At 69.3% G+C, this 16480-nt stretch carries 13 protein-coding genes; 2 read left to right on the top strand and 11 right to left on the bottom strand.

Annotated elements, in window-relative coordinates; all coding sequences use genetic code 11:
- Positions 1-33: 33 nt before the first annotated feature.
- The 5 genes from CSC66_RS05780 to CSC66_RS05760 are packed head-to-tail and all read right to left on the bottom strand — an operon-like array spanning position 34 to position 5052.
- Positions 34-1962, bottom strand: coding sequence for a type IV pilus secretin PilQ (locus CSC66_RS05780; RefSeq protein ID WP_162376452.1), 1929 nt, complete (start codon positions 1960-1962; stop codon positions 34-36).
- 15 nt (positions 1963-1977) lie between these two features.
- On the bottom strand, positions 1978-2475 hold the full coding sequence (locus CSC66_RS05775) for a pilus assembly protein PilP (RefSeq protein ID WP_162376634.1): 498 nt from the start codon (positions 2473-2475) through the stop codon (positions 1978-1980).
- Between the two features lie 50 nt (positions 2476-2525).
- Positions 2526-3224, bottom strand: coding sequence for a type IV pilus inner membrane component PilO (locus tag CSC66_RS05770; RefSeq protein ID WP_162376451.1), 699 nt, complete (start codon positions 3222-3224; stop codon positions 2526-2528).
- Positions 3221-3994 (bottom strand): PilN domain-containing protein, encoded by a 774-nt coding sequence (locus tag CSC66_RS05765; RefSeq protein ID WP_162376450.1) that lies wholly within the window; start codon positions 3992-3994, stop codon positions 3221-3223. Before CSC66_RS05765 ends, CSC66_RS05770 begins: the two co-directional genes overlap by 4 nt.
- Positions 3994-5052, bottom strand: coding sequence for a pilus assembly protein PilM (locus CSC66_RS05760; RefSeq protein WP_162376449.1), 1059 nt, complete (start codon positions 5050-5052; stop codon positions 3994-3996). Before CSC66_RS05760 ends, CSC66_RS05765 begins: the two co-directional genes overlap by 1 nt.
- A gap of 220 nt (positions 5053-5272) precedes the next feature.
- On the opposite strand from CSC66_RS05760, the gene CSC66_RS05755 reads away from it, so the two are divergent.
- Both CSC66_RS05755 and CSC66_RS05750 read left to right on the top strand, forming a co-directional pair.
- Positions 5273-7738, top strand: coding sequence for a penicillin-binding protein 1A (locus CSC66_RS05755; protein ID WP_162376448.1), 2466 nt, complete (start codon positions 5273-5275; stop codon positions 7736-7738).
- An 86-nt stretch (positions 7739-7824) separates the two neighbouring features.
- Complete coding sequence (locus tag CSC66_RS05750; protein WP_162376447.1) at positions 7825-8475, top strand: hypothetical protein; 651 nt, start codon at positions 7825-7827, stop codon at positions 8473-8475.
- Between the two features lie 100 nt (positions 8476-8575).
- On the opposite strand, the gene CSC66_RS05745 is transcribed toward CSC66_RS05750, so the two are convergent.
- The 6 genes from CSC66_RS05745 to CSC66_RS05720 all read right to left on the bottom strand — a co-directional run bounded on the left by CSC66_RS05745 (position 8576) and on the right by CSC66_RS05720 (position 16463).
- The gene (locus CSC66_RS05745; RefSeq protein ID WP_162376446.1) at positions 8576-9865 is read right to left on the bottom strand and encodes a citrate synthase; all 1290 of its coding nucleotides are present in this window, start codon (positions 9863-9865) and stop codon (positions 8576-8578) included.
- Positions 9866-10168: 303 nt separating this feature from the next.
- Positions 10169-10417: a type B 50S ribosomal protein L31 gene (locus CSC66_RS05740; RefSeq protein WP_162376445.1), complete on the bottom strand. Its 249-nt coding sequence runs from the start codon at positions 10415-10417 to the stop codon at positions 10169-10171.
- 76 nt (positions 10418-10493) lie between these two features.
- Positions 10494-11435, bottom strand: a complete 942-nt coding sequence (locus CSC66_RS05735) for a nucleoside hydrolase (RefSeq protein ID WP_162376444.1) — start codon at positions 11433-11435, stop codon at positions 10494-10496.
- 95 nt (positions 11436-11530) lie between these two features.
- Complete coding sequence (gene recG, locus CSC66_RS05730) at positions 11531-13666, bottom strand: ATP-dependent DNA helicase RecG (RefSeq protein WP_162376443.1); 2136 nt, start codon at positions 13664-13666, stop codon at positions 11531-11533.
- 31 nt (positions 13667-13697) lie between these two features.
- On the bottom strand, positions 13698-14078 hold the full coding sequence (locus CSC66_RS05725) for a RidA family protein (RefSeq protein ID WP_162376442.1): 381 nt from the start codon (positions 14076-14078) through the stop codon (positions 13698-13700).
- Between the two features lie 213 nt (positions 14079-14291).
- A complete protein-coding gene (locus tag CSC66_RS05720) occupies positions 14292-16463 on the bottom strand; it encodes a RelA/SpoT family protein (RefSeq protein WP_162376441.1) in 2172 nt (723 codons plus the stop codon).
- Positions 16464-16480: the final 17 nt, after the last annotated feature.

Below are 16480 nucleotides of genomic sequence, written 5' to 3'. Positions count from 1 at the left end.
GGAACGTGAAACGGGGCCCGAAGGCCCCGTTCCCTATCCGCGCGGCTGCCGCGCCTGCGGCATCTCGACCTGCGGCACCGCCTGCGTCATCCCACCGCGCTTCTCGACCCGCATGACCTTCGGGGTCAGGAAGATCAGCAGTTCGGCCTTGTCCTTGCTGCGGCTGGTCTTCTTGAAGAACGCACCCAGGAACGGCACGTTGCCCAGGAACGGCACCTTGGCCACGCTGTTGGCGTCGGTGAACTCGTAGACGCCGCCGATCACCACGGTCTGGCCGTCGTCCACCAGCACCGCGGTGTTGATCTCGCGGGTGGCGATTTCCGGGACCTGGCCGATGCTGGTGTCGATGAAGCGCAGCACCTCGTCCTTGGTCACGTGGACGGCCATGAACACGCGGTCGTCGTTGGTGATGGTCGGGGTGACCTTCAGTTCGAGCACGACGTCCTTGAACTCGACCGTCGGGGTCGGGAACGCCTGGTTGCCGCCACCGGTCAGGGTGACGTAACCGACCTCGCGGCCCTGGCGGATGACCGCCTCGCGCTGGTTGGAGGTCACCACGCGCGGGTTGGAGAGCACTTCACCGCGACCTTCCTGCTGCAGCGCGGACAGCTCGATGTCGATGGCGAAGTTCGCGCCGAGCAGCGTGTACGCCAGCGCGCCGACGTTCATGCCACTGGCGGTGGTTGCCGGCAGGTCGAAGTTCAGGCCACCGGGGATCTCGTACTCGCCGTTCTGGATGATGTTGACGTTGTTCTCGAGCGAACCACTGATGACGCGGGTGTTGTTGCCGATCTCGCGGCCCTGCACGCCGAAGCGGGCGCCCAGGTCGCGGGCGAACGAATCGGTGGCGATGACGATGCGGCTCTCGATCAGCACCTGGTCGACCGGCCGGTCGATCACGTTGATCAGCTCGCGCATCTGCGCGACCTTCTTCGGGATGTCGCTGATCATCAGCGTATTGGTGCGCTCGTCGGCGACGATGCGGCCGCGCGGCGAGAGGAAGCCGTTCTCCTGGTCGTTGCCGCCGCCACCGCCGCCGCTGCCCTGGTTGCCGATGCCCTTGGCCTCGGTCAGCGCTTTGAAGATCGCCGCGGCGTTGTGGTAGTTGATCTGGATGTAGTCGGTAACCAGGTCGACGCGGTTTTCGAGGTCGATGCGTGCATCTTCCTTGGCCTTCTCGAACGCGGCCAGCTCCGGCTGTGGCGCCACCCAGATGACGCTGCCGTCGCGGCGCTTGTCCAGGCCCTTGGCGCGCAGGACGATATCCATGGCCTGGTCCCAGGGCACGTTGACCAGGCGCAGGGTCACGTTGCCGGTCACCGTGTCGGACGCGACGATGTTGAGGTTGGATTCCTCGGCGATCAGCTGCAGGACCGTGCGCACCGGCACGTCCTGGAAGTTGAACGTCACCGGGCGACCGGAGTAGCCCTGCTTGGCAAGCCTGGCCTGGGCGCTGCTCACCCCCGGACCGCTCACCGCGCCCACTGCCGCGGTAGAGGTACGCGGCGTGATCTCGACCACGTATTCGTTGCCGGTCTGGTAGGCCAGCGACTCGTACTCGCCGCGGGTGCTCAGCACCAGCTGGGTACCGCCGCCGTAGGACTTGGCATCGATGCGCTGGACCGGGGTGGCGAAGTCGACCACATTGAGCGGCCGCTGCAGGTCGGCCGGCAGCGTGGCGTTGGCCACGTCGACCACGACGCTGCCGTCCTGGTTGCGCAGGTCCGGTGCGGCGCCCTCGCCGTCGAAGCGCAGGATCAGCCGTCCCGCGCCGCCGTCGCCGCGCTTGAAGTCGATCTGGGCCACCTTCGACTTGGCGGTCGCGGCGGCGGGCTGGGCCGCTGGATTGGCGGCGGCGGCCAGGCAGGGTGCAGCCAGGGCAAGCGCGAGCCCCAGGCCGCAGGCCCGCATGATTGCCGGGCGCCGGGCGCTGCTCAGGCTCTGGGCATTGGAAAAGGTCATCGTGCTATCCCCTAATCATTGATCTTCGAGCGCGATGGAGGCCGGACGTTCCAGCCAGCCGCCCGCACCATCGGGCACCAGTTCAACCAGTTCGATCTTGTCCTCGGCGATCGAGGTCACGCGACCGTCGCTTTGCCCCAGGTAGGCGCCCGGACGGATCCGGTGGGTCACCCGGTCCGGCGCCATTACCAGCGCGACCAGCCCACCGCCGGCACCGATCGTGCCCACCATGTCCAGGCTGTCCAGCGGGTACTGTTCAAGCGGTTCCTTGCGCCGGTTCGGATCCGGGCGCAGGCCCGAGCCGCCATCGGGATTGGCCCAGGCGTCGCTGAACGGATCGCGCAAGTCCTGTGCGGCGTACTCGAAAGTCTCGAACTGCTGCATCACCGGCAAGGGATCGAGTGGCGGCGCCGGACGCGCGCGCACGTCCGCAACCCACTTCTCGAGGTTGGGGGCTTCGCCCGGCGTGCTGGTCACGCCGCGGCCGCAGGCCCCCAGTGCGAGCACGAGCATTCCGGCCCCCAGCCAGCGAAGCGCATGGTTACCACGGTTCCGCTCCATGCTCATGCGCCGCCTCCGGTGTTGGCACCCGCACCGCTATTGCCATTGGCGCCCGCCGCCTGCTGGGCCGCCTTTTCCTGCTCTGCGATTTCAAGTTCGTCCAGGTAACGGTACGTCTTCACCGTACCGGACAGTTCCAGCGCACCGCCACGGGTGATCGCCTTGCCATCCTTCGGCTGCAGCTGGATATCGTGCATGGTCAGGATCACCACGCGCGGCAGCGAAGCCACGCCGCTGACGAAGGCGCCGAACTGGTGGTAGTTGCCGACCATCCGCAGTGCGATCGGCTTCTCCGCGTAGAACTCCTTGGGCGTTTCCGGTCCCGGCTGGAACAGCTCGTTGGCCAGGCCGGAGGACAGCGCGGTCTGCGAGATGTCGATGATGAGGTCGGGCATCTCGGTCTTGCTCGGCAGCTGCCGGAGCATCTGCTGCAGCACCTGTTCCATCTGCGCCAGCTGCTGGCGCAGCGGCTCCAGGTTGGCAGCCTTGCCCTGCTCGTCCTCGAACTCCTTGCGCAGCGTCGATTCCTGGCTCTCCAGGCCACGCAGCTCCTCGACCTTGCCGCGGATCAGCAACAGGTAGGACATGATCAGGATGAACAGCGCCAGCAGCACGCAGAAGACGATCTTCGCCTGCTGCGGCCAGCCGCCGATATTGTTGAAATCCAGGTCGCTGATCTTGACTTTCTTCTTCTGGCTCATGACGCCGGCCTCCCCTCGGTCTGCGCGGCCGGTTGCGGCTGTGTCGTGTCGGCGGGCGTGGCGGGCGTGGCGGGCGCTGTTTCAGGCGCGCTCGCCGGCGTGGCGGCCGGCGCCGCTGCAGGTGCGGCGGCGGGTGCCGGCGCACCGTCCACCGCTGCCTCGCCCGTGGCGGGCACCGCCCCCTCCGCCGTGGCCGCGTTCGGGTTGGCCAGCTGCACCTTGAGGCTGAAGGAATAGGGCAGGGTCCGGCTGGCGCTGGTGGCCACAGGCGCGTTCTTGTCGTCCTTCTTGACCTCGATGATCGAAAGATCCGGCTTGGTCATCCAGCCGGAAACCTCGAGGTTGCGCATGTAGGCGCTGACCCGCGCGTTGGACTGCGCGCTGCCCTGCAAGGTGAGGATCTCGCCTTCCTGCTTGATGTTGTTGAGCGTCACCCCATCCGGGATGGTGCGCACCAGCGAATCGAACAGGTGGACCATCTGCGAGCGGTTGGCCTGCAGCTCCTCGATCACCTTCTTGCGCGCCAGCAGGCGATCCTTCTTGGCGTCGAGCTCCTTGATCTCCTCGTTCTGCAGCTTGACCTTGGCGATCTCGGCCTGCAGGAAGCTGTTGCGCTCGTGCTGGCCGCTGATCTGCTGGGTGAAGTAGAACCAGACCAGGAACGAGAGCAGGACGCCGGCGAGCGCGGCCAGGCCGAGCATGCCCTGGAACTCCCGCTGGCGCTGCTTGCGGCGCTCGGCGCGCCACGGCAGAAGATTGATCCGTGCCATCAGTCGAAGCTCCTCAGGGCCAGGCCGGTGGCGATCATCAGCGCCGGCGCGTCCTGGGCCAGGGCGTGCGCCTGCACGCGCGGGCCGAGGGTCATCTGCGCCAGCGGGTTGGCGACCTGGGTCGGCACGCCCAGCTGCTCCTCGACCATCTCCGGCAGCCCGGCGATCGAGGCGCAACCGCCGGCCAGCACGATCTGGTCGACCCGGTTGAATTCGCTGCCGGCATAGAAGAACTGCAGCAGGCGGCTGATCTGCTGGACGGTGGCTTCCTTGAACGGCTCCAGCACCTCGACCTCGTAGGTCTCGGGCAGGCCGCCCTGGCGCTTGGCCTGGCCGGCTTCCTCGTAGGTCAGCCCGTAGCGGCGCATGACCTCGTCGGTCAGCTGCTTGCCGCCGAACACCTGTTCCCGGCTGTAGAGGCTGCGGCCACCGCGGAGGACATTCAGGGTGGTCATGGTCGCGCCGATGTCGACGAGTGCGACCACGCCATCGCGTCCCACCGGCAGCTCGTCGGCGATCAGGGCGAAGGCGTTCTCGACCGCGAAGGCCTCCACGTCCATCACCTTGGCCGTCAGGCCACCCAGCTCCAGCGCCGACTCGCGCAGCTCGACGTTCTCCGAACGCGAGGCCGCCAGCAGCACCTGGACCATCTCCGGATTGCTGGGCATCGGCCCGAGCACCTCGAAGTCGAGGTTCACTTCCTCGATCGGGTAGGGGATGTAGTTGACCGCCTCCAGCTCGACCTGGGCTTCCAGTTCGCCCTCGTCCAGCTCGGCCGGCATCGGGATGATCTTGGTGATCACCGCCGACCCCGCCACTGCCGCAGCGGCGTTCTTCACCTTTGTGCCGGAGCGGTTGACCGCGCGCCGGATGGCCTCGCCCACCGCCTCGACCTCGACGATGTTCTTCTCGACCACGGCATTGGGCGGCAACGGCTCGACCGCGTAATGCTCCACGCGGTAGCGGTTTCCACTGCGCGACAACTGCAGCAGCTTGACCGCAGTCGAGCTGATGTCGACGCCTATGAGCGGCGACTGACTTTTCGGGATGAGCCCCACGGTTTCTCCCCTGCCGACGGGCACTTGGCTGAACTACCTGTGCCCGCGCATTAGATAACGGTTTTTTCAGGCTTGGCAACACCCCCTTGCGCAGGCTGGGATGCCTGTCACGGGTGGTATTGACCCCTGCCCCCTTGCTGTTCCCCGGGACACCCCCTGCCCTTGTCCCTGGCTAATCTATACTCTGCGGCCGCGAAATCTGCAATCGGATCCCTTCTCGATGCCCCGTCTCCGCCGCCTCCTGCGCTGGGCGCTGATCGCCTCCGCAGGCCTGGCCCTGCTGGCCGCCATCGGCCTGGGAACCCTCTACGTGGTGCTCTCCTCGCGGCTTCCCGAGGTGGAGTCCCTGCGCGAAGTGGAGATGCAGGAGCCCCTCTACGTCTACTCCGCCGACGGCAGGCTCATGGCCGTCTTCGGCGAGAACCGCCGTTACCCGGTCGCCATCGAGCAGGTGCCCGAGCGCCTGCGCCAGGCCTTCATCGCCATCGAGGATGCGCGCTTCTACGAGCACGGCGGGGTCGACTACAAGGGCGTGGCCCGCGCGGTGTGGCTGCTGGCGACCACCGACGGCAAGCGCGTCCCGGGCGGCTCGACCATCACCCAGCAGGTGGCGCGCCAGTTCTTCCTCAGCCCGGAGTACAGCTACCAGCGCAAGCTGGCCGAGATGCTGCTGGCCAGGAAGATGGAGCGCGCGCTGAGCAAGGACGAGATCCTGGCCCTGTACCTCAACAAGAGCTTCTTCGGCAACCGGTCCTACGGCGTGGCCGCGGCCGCCGAGTACTACTACGGCAAGAAGCTGGAGGACCTGTCGCTGGACGAGATGGCCTCGCTGGCCGGCATCCCCAAGTTCCCGTCCAGCGGCAACCCGATCAGCAATCCCGAGCGCGCCCGGATCCGCCGCGACTACATCCTCGACCGCATGGCCGAGCTGGGCTTCGTCAGCGCCGCCGAGGCGGCCGCGGCCAAGGCGGTGCCGATGCACGCCGCCCCGCACGAGCCGCCGGTGCAGGTCTCGGCCCCTTACGTGGCCGAGATGGTCCGCCAGGAAATGATCGCCCGCTACGGTCCGGAGGCGGTCACCCGCGGCTACCAGGTGACCACCACCATCCTGCCGGACCTGCAGGCGGCCGCCGACAAGGCCGTCCGCGACGGCCTGCACCTGTACGACCACCGGCATGGCTGGCACGGAGTGGAGCGCCAGGCCGAAGTGGCCGCCGATGCCGACGATGCCACCCTGGCCAAGGCCCTGGCCGGCACCCCGTCCCAGGCCGAACTCCTGCCAGCGATCGTCGCCGGCACCGCCACCGACGGCAGCGCCCGGGTGGTGCTGGCGGACGCCAGCAGCGTCACCCTGCCCGCCTCCGCCGCCCGCTGGACGGGCAAGAACCCGGCCGCGCTGCTCAAGCGCGGCGACGTGGTGCGGGTCCGCCGCGGCGAGAAGGAAGGCGAGTTCCTGCTCGACCAGGTGCCGCGCGGCCAGTCCGCGCTGGTCTCGCTCGACGCCAACAACGGCGCCCTGCGTGCGCTGGTCGGCGGCTACAGCTTCGCCGGCAACAAGTTCAACCGCGCCACCCAGGCACGTCGCCAGCCGGGCTCCAGCTTCAAGCCGTTCGTCTATTCGGCCGCGTTCGAGAAGGGCTTCAACCCGGCCTCGATCGTGCTCGACGCTCCGGTGGTGTTCCGCGACCGCCGCGGCAACACCTGGTCGCCGCAGAACGACGGCGGCGGCTTCAAGGGCCCCATGCGCCTGCGCGAAGCGCTGGTGCAGTCACGCAACCTGGTCTCGGTGCGGCTGCTCGACGCGATCGGGGTCAACTTCGCCCGCACCTACATCGCCCAGTTCGGCTTCGACGAGGCCGAACTCCCGCCCAACCTGTCCATGTCGCTGGGGACCGCCTCGCTGACCCCGCTCTCGATCGCCCGCGGCTATGCCGTGTTCGCCAATGGCGGTTCGCGCGTGACCCCCTGGTTCATCGACGAGGTCCGGGACCGCAACGGCGAGTTGCTGTTCAAGGAGGACCCGGCGGTCGCCTGCCGCAGCTGCGGCGCGATCGCGGCCAACGGTACCGCGCCGAGCCAGCCGCAGGTCGTCGACGGGTTCAACTTCGGTGCGGCCGCGCCCGCCTCCCCGCCGGCGCAGACCCCTTCCAGCGAGGCCGTCGTGGCCGACGCGAAACCCGCCGCCCCGCCGCCGTCCGGGAAGGTCGCCCCCCGCGCGATCGACGAACGCTCCGCCTACCAGCTGGTGTCGATGATGCGCGACGTGGTCCAGCGCGGCACCGGCACCGCGGCGAAGGTGCTCGAGCGCGAGGATGTGGGCGGCAAGACCGGTTCGACCAACGACCACCGCGACGCGTGGTTTTCCGGTTTCGGCGGTCCGCTGGCGACCACCGTGTGGGTCGGCCGCGACGACTTCCAGTCCCTCGGCTACCGCGAATACGGCGGCAAGGCCGCCCTGCCGATCTGGATCGACTACATGCGGGTGGCGCTCAAGGACCAGCCGATCGCCGCCAACGAGCCGCCGGCCGGCATGGTCCGCGTGTACGTCGACAACGCCGGGCACATGTCGACCGAGGGCGGCGGCCTGGCCGAGTACGTGAAGGTCGAAGACCTCGAGCGCATGCGCAACAACCTCGACTTCCTGGGACCCGAGCAGAGCGACGAGGAAGCGTTCGACATCTTTTGAGGTCGTCGGGATGCGCATCGGCGTGGGTGATTGAACCCTCACGCCGATGCGGTAGAGTCGCTCCACGCCCCGCCTGGAGTGTCGACATGCACCGCGCCCGCCAGCATGCCGAGACCCGCACCCGCGAACGCCGGCACCGCCTTGCCCACGAAGCCGCCCGGCTCATGGCCGAAGGCGGCATCCGCGACTTCCACCAGGCCAAGCTGAAGGCCGCCGCGCGCCTGGGCATCCACGACGATGCATCGCTGCCGCGCAACCGCGAGATCGAAGACGCCCTGCGCGAGTACCAGCGCATCTTTCTCGGACAGGGCCAGGCCCGGGCGCTGCGCCAGCGGCGCGAGGCGGCGGTGCGCGCCCTTGAGTTCCTGGCGCCGTTCGAGCCGCGGCTGGTCGGACCGGTGCTCGACGGCACCGCCGACTCGACGTCGCCGGTGCTGCTGCACGCCTACACCGACGACGTCGATGCCGTGGCGCGCTTCCTCGACGAGCACGGGATCCCCGCCGAACCGCGCGAACGCCAGCTGCGCCTGGACCGCGAACGCCGCGCCGACCTGCCGGTATGGGTGTTCAGCGCAGAGGACCTGGCCTTCGACATCACCGTCCTGCCCCTGCATGCCCTGCGGCAGGCGCCGCTGTCGTCGGTGGATGAGCGGCCGATGCGCAGGGCCTCGCTGGCGCAACTGCGGCAGCTGCTGGCCGAGGACGAGATCGCCGGCTACGAAGGCGGCCTGCCCTGACCGGCGTTCGCGCGCCTTCGTAGAGCGGGGTGCAACCGCCGGGCAAAAGAAAACGCCCCGCGCAAGCGGGGCGTTCTGTCGACGCGGGACAGCGGCGCGGTCAGCGCTGGCCCATGCCCTTGTAGTCGCGCACGTCGTGGCCGGTGTAGATCTGGCGTGGGCGGCCGATCTTGGCTTCCGGGTCGACCTGCTGCTCCAGCCAGTGCGCCACCCAGCCGGCGGTGCGGCCGATGGCGAACATGACCGTGAACATCTCGGTCGGGATCTTCAGCGCCTTGTAGATGATGCCGCTGTAGAAGTCGACGTTCGGGTACAGCTTGCGCTGGATGAAGTACTCGTCCTTCAGCGCGGCCTCTTCCAGCTTCATCGCCACTTCCAGCAGCGGGTCGTTGACGCCCAGCTCGCCGAGCACCTTGTGGGTCATCTCGCGGATGATCTTGGCGCGCGGGTCGAAGTTCTTGTAGACGCGGTGGCCGAAGCCCATCAGGCGGAAGCCGGACTCCTTGTCCTTGGCCTTGGCGATGGCGCTCTCGACGTTGTCGGGAGTGCCGATCTCCTCGAGCATCTTCAGCACCGCCTCGTTGGCGCCGCCGTGCGCCGGGCCCCACAGCGCGGTGATGCCGGCCGCGATGCAAGCGTACGGGTTCGCGCCGGTCGAACCGACCAGGCGGACGGTGGAGGTGGAGGCGTTCTGCTCGTGGTCGGCGTGCAGGATGAACAGCAGGTCCAGCGCCTTGGCCACGACCGGGTTCAGCTCCAGCGGCTCGCTGGGCACCTCGAACATCATGTGCAGGAAGCGGCTGACGTAGTCGAGGTTGTTGCGCGGGTAGCGCGACGGCCAGCCGATCGAGTAACGGTAGGCGGCGGCGGCCAGCGTCGGCACCTTGGCGATCAGGCGGATCGCGGCCTGGCGGCGCTGCTCCGGATCGTTGAGGTCCAGGGTGTCGTGGTAGAACGCCGACAGCGAGGCGACCGTGCCGGCCAGCATGGCCATCGGGTGTGCGTCGTAGTTGAAGCCCTGCAGGAAGTTCTTCAGGGACTCGTGCATCATCGTGTGATGCGTGACTTCATGCTCGAACTTGGCGAACTCGGCCTGGGTGGGCAGCTCGCCGTTCATCAGCAGGTAGGCCACTTCCAGGAAGCTGGAATGCTGGGCCAGCTGCTCGATCGGGTAGCCGCGGTACAGCAGCACGCCGTTGTCGCCGTCGATGTAGGTGATGGCCGATTTGCAGCTCGCCGTGGCGGTGAAGCCGGAGTCGTAGGTGAAGAGACCGGTTTCCCTGGTCAGCCTGGAAATGTCGATGCAGTCGTTGCCCAGGGTCGGCTTGAGTACCGGCAGGGCTACCGACTTGTCGCCGGCATTCAACGTGACCTGGTCGAGATTGGACACGGTGTGCGCTCCTCTGTGGGGTAGGCGAGGCACGTGGCGCAGGTGCGCCGGGGTGCGTTCGCGGGAGGGGGTCCGCGGCGCAGCGCCGCGAAGCCTCGGAATTATCGCACACCCCGTACGCCCGGGTACCCCGGACGGAAGTCGTATGGCGCCCGCGCCGACACCCGGCCACGCGCATGCATGCGCCTCCCGGTGCAGGCGGCAAGGTGGCAATCGGCGGCGCGCACAACAGAACGGCCGCGCAAGCGCGGCCGTCCCGGCTACATCGTTCTCAGGCCACGCCCGCGAGGGCGCAGGCCGGAATCAGCGCGCGTAACGACGCTGGAACTTGTCGATGCGGCCGCTGGTGTCGACGATCTTGTGCTTGCCCGTGTAGAACGGGTGCGACGCCGAGGAGATTTCGATCTTCACCAGCGGGTATTCGTTGCCGTCTTCCCACTTCACGGTTTCCTTGGAGCCGCCGGCCATGGTCGAGCGGGTCAGGAACTTGAAATCGGAGGTGACGTCGTGGAAGACGACTTCGCGGTAATCGGGATGGATGCCGGCCTTCATGGCGTACACCGTAAGCAGTTGACGGAACAGAGCCCGGCATTCTAGCCGGGCCACCTTCGCGGCGCAAGGCCGGGGGTCAGGCGGCGGCCAGCGCGGCCTCGACCCGGGACTCGAACCGGGCCTGGTCGTAGCGCAGCAGGATCCGGGCGTTGTCCGCAGCCCCGGTCTGCCGGTTCCAGTCCACGGCGGTCAGCCCCCGGGCCAGGCGCCCTTCCGTCTCGACCGCCACCGGCCGCTCGGCCTGCTCCAGCGCCCCTTCAGGCTCCAGGGCCCAGGCCATGGCCAGGGCGTCGGCCGAGTGCCACAGCTCTCCGCGGCGGTCCTCCGACCACAGCCGGGTCTGCCTGGAAATCGCTTCGTAGAAGCGCGCGCGCGGCGAATCGGCGGCCAGCCAGGCCTCGGCCCGCCGATGGTGGAAGCCGTGGGCGATCGTCGCCTCCCAGTCGGCCAGGTCGTAGCGCGGGAATTCCGACAGGACCACGTGCGCCGACTCGGGGTCGAAGCCGATGTTGAACTCGGCCACCGGCGTGATGTTGCCGTGGGCGGTGACCGCCCCGCCCATCACCACCAGGCGCGCGACGCGCTGCGGCAGGGTCGGGTCCAGGCGCAGCGCGAGCGCCAGGTTGGTCAATGGACCCAGCGCGACCAGCAGCAGCCGGCCGGCATGTTCGTGTGACAGGCGCAGGATCGCCAGCGCGGCGTGTTCGTCCGCCGCCGTCCCGGCCGGCTCCGGATAGCCGATGTCGCCGAAGCCGTCGCGGCCGTGGACGTGCGCGGCATCTTCGCGGGGCACATGGACCAGCGGCCCGCTGCAGCCGGGGAACACCGGCACGTCGGGCCGGCCGACCACTTCGCGCAGCTTCAGCGCATTGCGCACCGTGTGCTCCAGGCCGACGTTGCCGGCGGCGATGGTCAGGCCGACCACGTCGTGGGCGTCGGAATGGAAGGCCATCAGCAGCGCCAGCGCGTCGTCGACGCCGGGGTCGGTATCGATCAGCAGCGGGATCTTCTCGCTCATGCGGCGTGGGTCCGGTGGTCCCTGGAGGACGGCCGGCCAGTGTCGCCATTCGACCGCACGAGGGCAAACCGCGCGTCCGGCGGCGGTGGAGCCGGTCAGGCGGCCGCGTAGCGCGAAGCGCCGCCGACCCAGCGTGCGACCAGGCGGTCCGCGGTATCCGGTGCGTGCGCGAGCAGGTGGTCGGCCAGCGCGTGCACCTGCGGCAGCAGGCCGGCATCGCGGGCCAGGTCGGCGATGCGGAACGCCGCCAGGCCGGTCTGGCGGGTACCGAGCAGTTCGCCCGGGCCGCGCAGCTCCAGGTCCTTCTCGGCGATGAGGAAGCCGTCGCTGGTCTGCCGCAGCACGTCCAGCCGCTGCCGCGCCAGCGCCGACAGCGGCGCCTGGTAGAGCAGCACGCAACTGGACGCCGCCGCGCCGCGCCCGACCCGGCCGCGCAGCTGGTGCAGCTGGGCCAGCCCGAGGCGCTCGGCGTTCTCCACGATCATCAGCGAGGCGTTGGGCACGTCCACGCCGACCTCGATCACCGTGGTGGCGACCAGCAGGTCGATCGCGCCTTCCTTGAAGGCGCGCATCGTGGCCTGCTTCTGCGAGGCCTTCATCCGGCCGTGGACCAGGCCCACGCGCAGGCCGGGAAGCTGTTCGGACAACTGGGCGAACGTGCGTTCGGCCGCCTGCGCCTGCAGCTTCATCCCCTGCCCGGGCTTGCCCTCGTCCTCGGGCTCCTCGATCAGGGTGCACACCCAGTAGGCCTGGCGCCCCTCGGCACAGGCCGCGCGGATGCGCTCGACCAGTTCGGGCCGGCGCTCGGCGCTGACCGCCACGGTCTGCACCGGCGTGCGACCGGGCGGCAGCTCGTCTATCGCCGATACGTCCAGATCCGCATAGGCGGTCATCGCCAGGGTGCGCGGGATCGGCGTGGCGGTCATCACCAGCTGGTGCGGCACGTGGCCATGCGCCGGCCCCTTGTCGCGCAGCGCCAGCCGCTGCTGCACGCCGAAACGGTGCTGCTCGTCGACGATGACCAGGGCCAGGTCATGGAAGGCCACGCCCTCCTGCATCAAGGCATGGGTGCCGACCACCACCTGCGCCTGGCCGGAGGCGACGTCCGCCAGCGCCTGCACACGCGCCCTGCCGGTGACCTTGCCTGCCAGCCAGGCCACCTGGATTCCCAGCGGCTCCAGCCAGGCGCGCAGGTTGGCCAGGTGCTGTTCGGCGAGCAGTTCGGTCGGCGCGGCCAGCGCGACCTGGCAACCGCGTTCCACCGCCATCGTCGCCGCCAGCGCGGCGACGACCGTCTTGCCGGAGCCGACGTCGCCCTGCACCAGCCGCTGCATCGGCGTGGGCCGGGCGAGGTCGGCGCGAACCTGCTCGAACACGCGCTGCTGCGCACCGGTCAATGCGAACGGCAGGCGCTCGCGCAGGCGCCGCGCGAGCACGCCCGGGCCATCGAGCGCACGTGCGCTCAGCGCCTGCTGTGCCAGCCGTTGCCGGCGCAGGCTCAGGTGGTGGGCGAGCAGTTCTTCCAGCGCCAGCCGGCGCTGCGCCGGATGGGTGCCTGCGTCCAGCGCGGCCAGGTCGGCATCCGCCGGCGGACGATGCAGGACCAGCAGCGAGTCGCGCAGCCCCGGCAACTGGGCCAGGCCCGGCAGCGACGCCGGCAGGAGTTCGAGCGTGGCGGCATCCGGCAGGAGGTCCAGCGCCTGGCCGATCAATCGCCGCAGCACCGCCGGGCCGACGCCCTCGATCGCCGGATAGACCGGATCGAGCGCCTCGCCCAGCACCGCCTCTTCCGTTTCGCCCAGCACGCGGTAACTGGGATGGACGATCTCCAGTCCGTGCTGGCCCGGCCGCGGCGTGCCGAAGCAGCGCAGGCGCACGCCCGGGCGGAACTGGGCCACCTGCGCGGCGCGGAAGTGGAAAAAGCGCAGCACCACGGTGGCGTGCGAATCGTCGCCGATCGCCACGCGCAGCAACGGCCGGTACCGGAAGCCGCGCTCGACCGCCTCGACCGTACCGTCCACCTGCGCCGGCACACCCGGCTGCAGCTGCCGGATAGGCGTGAGCCGGGTGCGGTCTTCATAGCGCAACGGCAGGTGCAGCCACAGGTCCTGCACCGTGACCAGGCCGCGCGCGTGCAGCTTTTCGGCGACGCTGGCGCCGACGCCGCGCAGCGCTTTCACCGGCGTGGCGCCACCGGCCAGTGCCGGAGCGGCCCGCCGCGACGCTTTCACGCCGGCGCCCGACCCGGTCAGCCGCGACTCCTCACTCGAGCACCATCACCGCGTCGGCCTCGAACGCCACGCCCTTGGGCAACGCCGACACGCCGATGGTCGACCGGGCCGGGAACGGCGCGGTGAAGTATTCCTGCATCACCGCATTGACCGCGGCGAACTGCGACAGGTCGGTCAGGTACAGGCCCAGGCGGACGATGCGGTCCAGCGAACCGCCGGCGGCCTCGGCCACGGCCTTGAGGTTGTCGAACACCTGCCGCGCCTGCGCGGTGATGTCGCCGGCGACCACCTCGCCGGTGGCCGGCACCAGCGGGATCTGGCCGGAGAAGTACACGGTGTTGCCGCTGCGCACGGCCTGCGAATACGGGCCGATGGCGGCGGGCGCCTTGTCGGTCTGGACGATCTGCGACATGCGTGGCTCCACGAATGGGGAATGCCGCGATTCTACCGGCTGGCGGGCCGGCGCATCAGGAACGGCGCCGCCGTGGACCGGCCCGGCTTCCGGCATGGCAGCGCCGTAGAGCCGGGCTTGCCCGGCTGCTGGCAACGACGACGCTCGTAGAGCCGGGCTTGCCCGGCTCGGTGCGCGCAGAATCCGGGGCGGAGCAGCGGGGCAAGCCCCGCTCTACTGCCGGCGGACGGCCTGGACGACGTTCAGGCGGCGCAGGCGCCGGATCACTTCGGCCAGGTGGTCGCGGTCGCGCACCTGGATGGCGAAGCGCAGTTGCGCCGCATTGACGTCGCGGTCGAGGTAGTCGACCCGCTCGATGTTGGACTGGCTCTGCGCCACCGCCGCCGCCAGCTGCGCCAGCACGCCGGTGTGGTTCTCGACGTCCACGATCAGCGAGGTGTCGTAGTCGCCGGTCACGTTCGGATCCCAGTCGATCGGCACCCAGCGCTCGGGCGACTTGCGGAACTCGGCGAGGTTCGGGCAATCGAGCCGGTGCACGACCACGCCCTTGCCGGAGGTGTGGTAGCCCATGATCTCGTCGCCCGGGATCGGCTGGCAGCAGTTGGCGAAGCTGACCACCCCGCCCTCGGTGCCATTGATCAGGATCTTTTCCTGCGAATGCTTGGAGTGCCCACCCCCGCGCAGTTCGGCGTAGGCCATCAGCGCCTGCGCTGCCTGGCTGGGCATCCAGTTGCCCAGCGCGACCTCGGCCAGGAACGCCTCCAGCCGCGGGAACCGGTGCTCGACCAGGAAAGATTCCAGGCGCTTGGCCGGCAACCGCTCCAGCGAACTGCCCATCGCCTCCAGCGCGCGGTCGAGCATGCGGTGGCCCAGCTGCACCGCGTCCTCGTGCTCGAGCTGCTTGAGCTGGTGGCGGATGGCGGTGCGGGCCTTGCTGGTGACCACGAACTCCAGCCACTGCGGCTTGGGCGAAGCCGACTTGGCGGTGATGACCTCCACCGTCTGCCCGCTCGACAGCTTGGTCCGCAGCGGCACCAGCTTCTTGTCCACCCGCGCGGCCACCGCCTGGTTGCCGACGTCGGTATGCACCGCATAGGCGAAGTCCAGCGCGGTGGAGTTGCGCGGCAGGGCCAGGATCCTGCCCTTGGGCGTGAACAGGTAGACCTCGTCCGGGAACAGGTCGACCTTGACGTTCTCCAGGAACTCCAGCGACGAACCGGCCGCGCGCTGCGAGTCGATCAGTTCCACGATCCAGGCGTGCGCGCGGCTCTGCGCGCTGTTGGGGCTGTCGCCACCGTGCTTGTAGGTCCAGTGCGCGGCGATGCCGCGCTCGGCGATCAGGTCCATCTCCTCGGTGCGGATCTGCACCTCGATCGGCGAACCATATGGCCCGAACAGCACCGTGTGCAGCGACTGGTAGCCGTTGGCCTTGGGAATGGCGATGAAATCGCGGAAGCGGCCGTCCAGGGGCTTGAACTGCGCGTGGACCACGCCCAGCGACCGGTAGCAGTCCGGCACGCCGCGCACCACCACCCGGAAGCCGAACACGTCCATCACCTGGTCGAAGCTCTTACCCTCGGCCTGCATCTTGTTGTAGATGCTCCAGGGGGTCTTGATGCGGCTGACCAGGCGGTGCTCCAGGCCGTCGCGGGCCAGGCCCTGCGACAGCTTCACCTCGACCTGGGCCATCGACTCGCGGCGCACCACCGGCTGGCTGCGGATGTGCTTCTCGATGATCGCGTGGCGCCACGGATGCAGCGCGCGGAAGCCCAGGTTCTGCAGTTCGGACTTGACCAGGCTCATGCCCAGCCGCTGCGCGATCGGCGCGTAGATCTCCAGGGTCTCGCGCGCGATGCGGATGCGGGCCTCGGTGCTCTGCGCGCCCAGCGTGCGCATGTTGTGCAGCCGGTCGGCCAGCTTGATCATGATCACGCGCAGGTCGCGCGACATGGCCAGCAGCATCTTGCGGAAGCTCTCGGCGGCCGCCTCCTGGCGGTCGCGGAACTTGAGCTTGTCGAGCTTGGTGACGCCGTCCACCAGCTCGGCCACGTCCTCGCCGAACTGCGAGGCGATCTCCTCGCGGCGCAGCGGCGTGTCCTCGATGGTGTCGTGCAGGATCGCGGCGATCAGCGTCTCCACGTCCAGACCCAGCTCGGCCAGCACGCCGGCCACGGCGACCGGATGGGTGATGTACGGCTCGCCCGACTTGCGCGTCTGCCCGGCGTGGGCCGCCGCCCCGACCCGCCAGGCCTCGCGCAGCAGCGGCAGCTGTTCACGCGGCAGGTAGGCGGCGGCGCGCTCCAGCTCGAGGACGTAGTCCGGCACCGCGTCGCCGGGGGACGGCGAAACGGCGGCGACTGCCTGGGCGGAATGGCCTGGGTTCATGGAGAAAGACTATGCCA

This window comes from Pseudoxanthomonas kaohsiungensis (genome assembly GCF_010211765.1).
GTDB classification, from domain to species: domain Bacteria; phylum Pseudomonadota; class Gammaproteobacteria; order Xanthomonadales; family Xanthomonadaceae; genus Pseudoxanthomonas; species Pseudoxanthomonas kaohsiungensis.
Note: the sequence above shows the minus strand (reverse complement) of the source record. Positions and strands in the feature narration are given on the sequence as shown.

Excerpts from the sequence above, each read along its gene's own strand:
- CSC66_RS05750 (WP_162376447.1), top strand. The coding sequence starts at position 7,825 with ATGCACCGCGCCCGCCAGCATGCCGAGACCCGCACCCGCGAACGCCGG.
- CSC66_RS05775 (WP_162376634.1), bottom strand. The coding sequence starts at position 2,475 with ATGCTCGTGCTCGCACTGGGGGCCTGCGGCCGCGGCGTGACCAGCACG.
- CSC66_RS05755 (WP_162376448.1), top strand. The coding sequence starts at position 5,273 with ATGCCCCGTCTCCGCCGCCTCCTGCGCTGGGCGCTGATCGCCTCCGCA.
- CSC66_RS05740 (WP_162376445.1), bottom strand. The coding sequence starts at position 10,417 with ATGAAGGCCGGCATCCATCCCGATTACCGCGAAGTCGTCTTCCACGAC.
- CSC66_RS05765 (WP_162376450.1), bottom strand. The coding sequence starts at position 3,994 with ATGGCACGGATCAATCTTCTGCCGTGGCGCGCCGAGCGCCGCAAGCAG.
- CSC66_RS05735 (WP_162376444.1), bottom strand. The coding sequence starts at position 11,435 with ATGAGCGAGAAGATCCCGCTGCTGATCGATACCGACCCCGGCGTCGAC.
- CSC66_RS05780 (WP_162376452.1), bottom strand. The coding sequence starts at position 1,962 with ATGACCTTTTCCAATGCCCAGAGCCTGAGCAGCGCCCGGCGCCCGGCA.
- CSC66_RS05725 (WP_162376442.1), bottom strand. The coding sequence starts at position 14,078 with ATGTCGCAGATCGTCCAGACCGACAAGGCGCCCGCCGCCATCGGCCCG.
- CSC66_RS05720 (WP_162376441.1), bottom strand. The coding sequence starts at position 16,463 with ATGAACCCAGGCCATTCCGCCCAGGCAGTCGCCGCCGTTTCGCCGTCC.
- CSC66_RS05770 (WP_162376451.1), bottom strand. The coding sequence starts at position 3,224 with ATGAGCCAGAAGAAGAAAGTCAAGATCAGCGACCTGGATTTCAACAAT.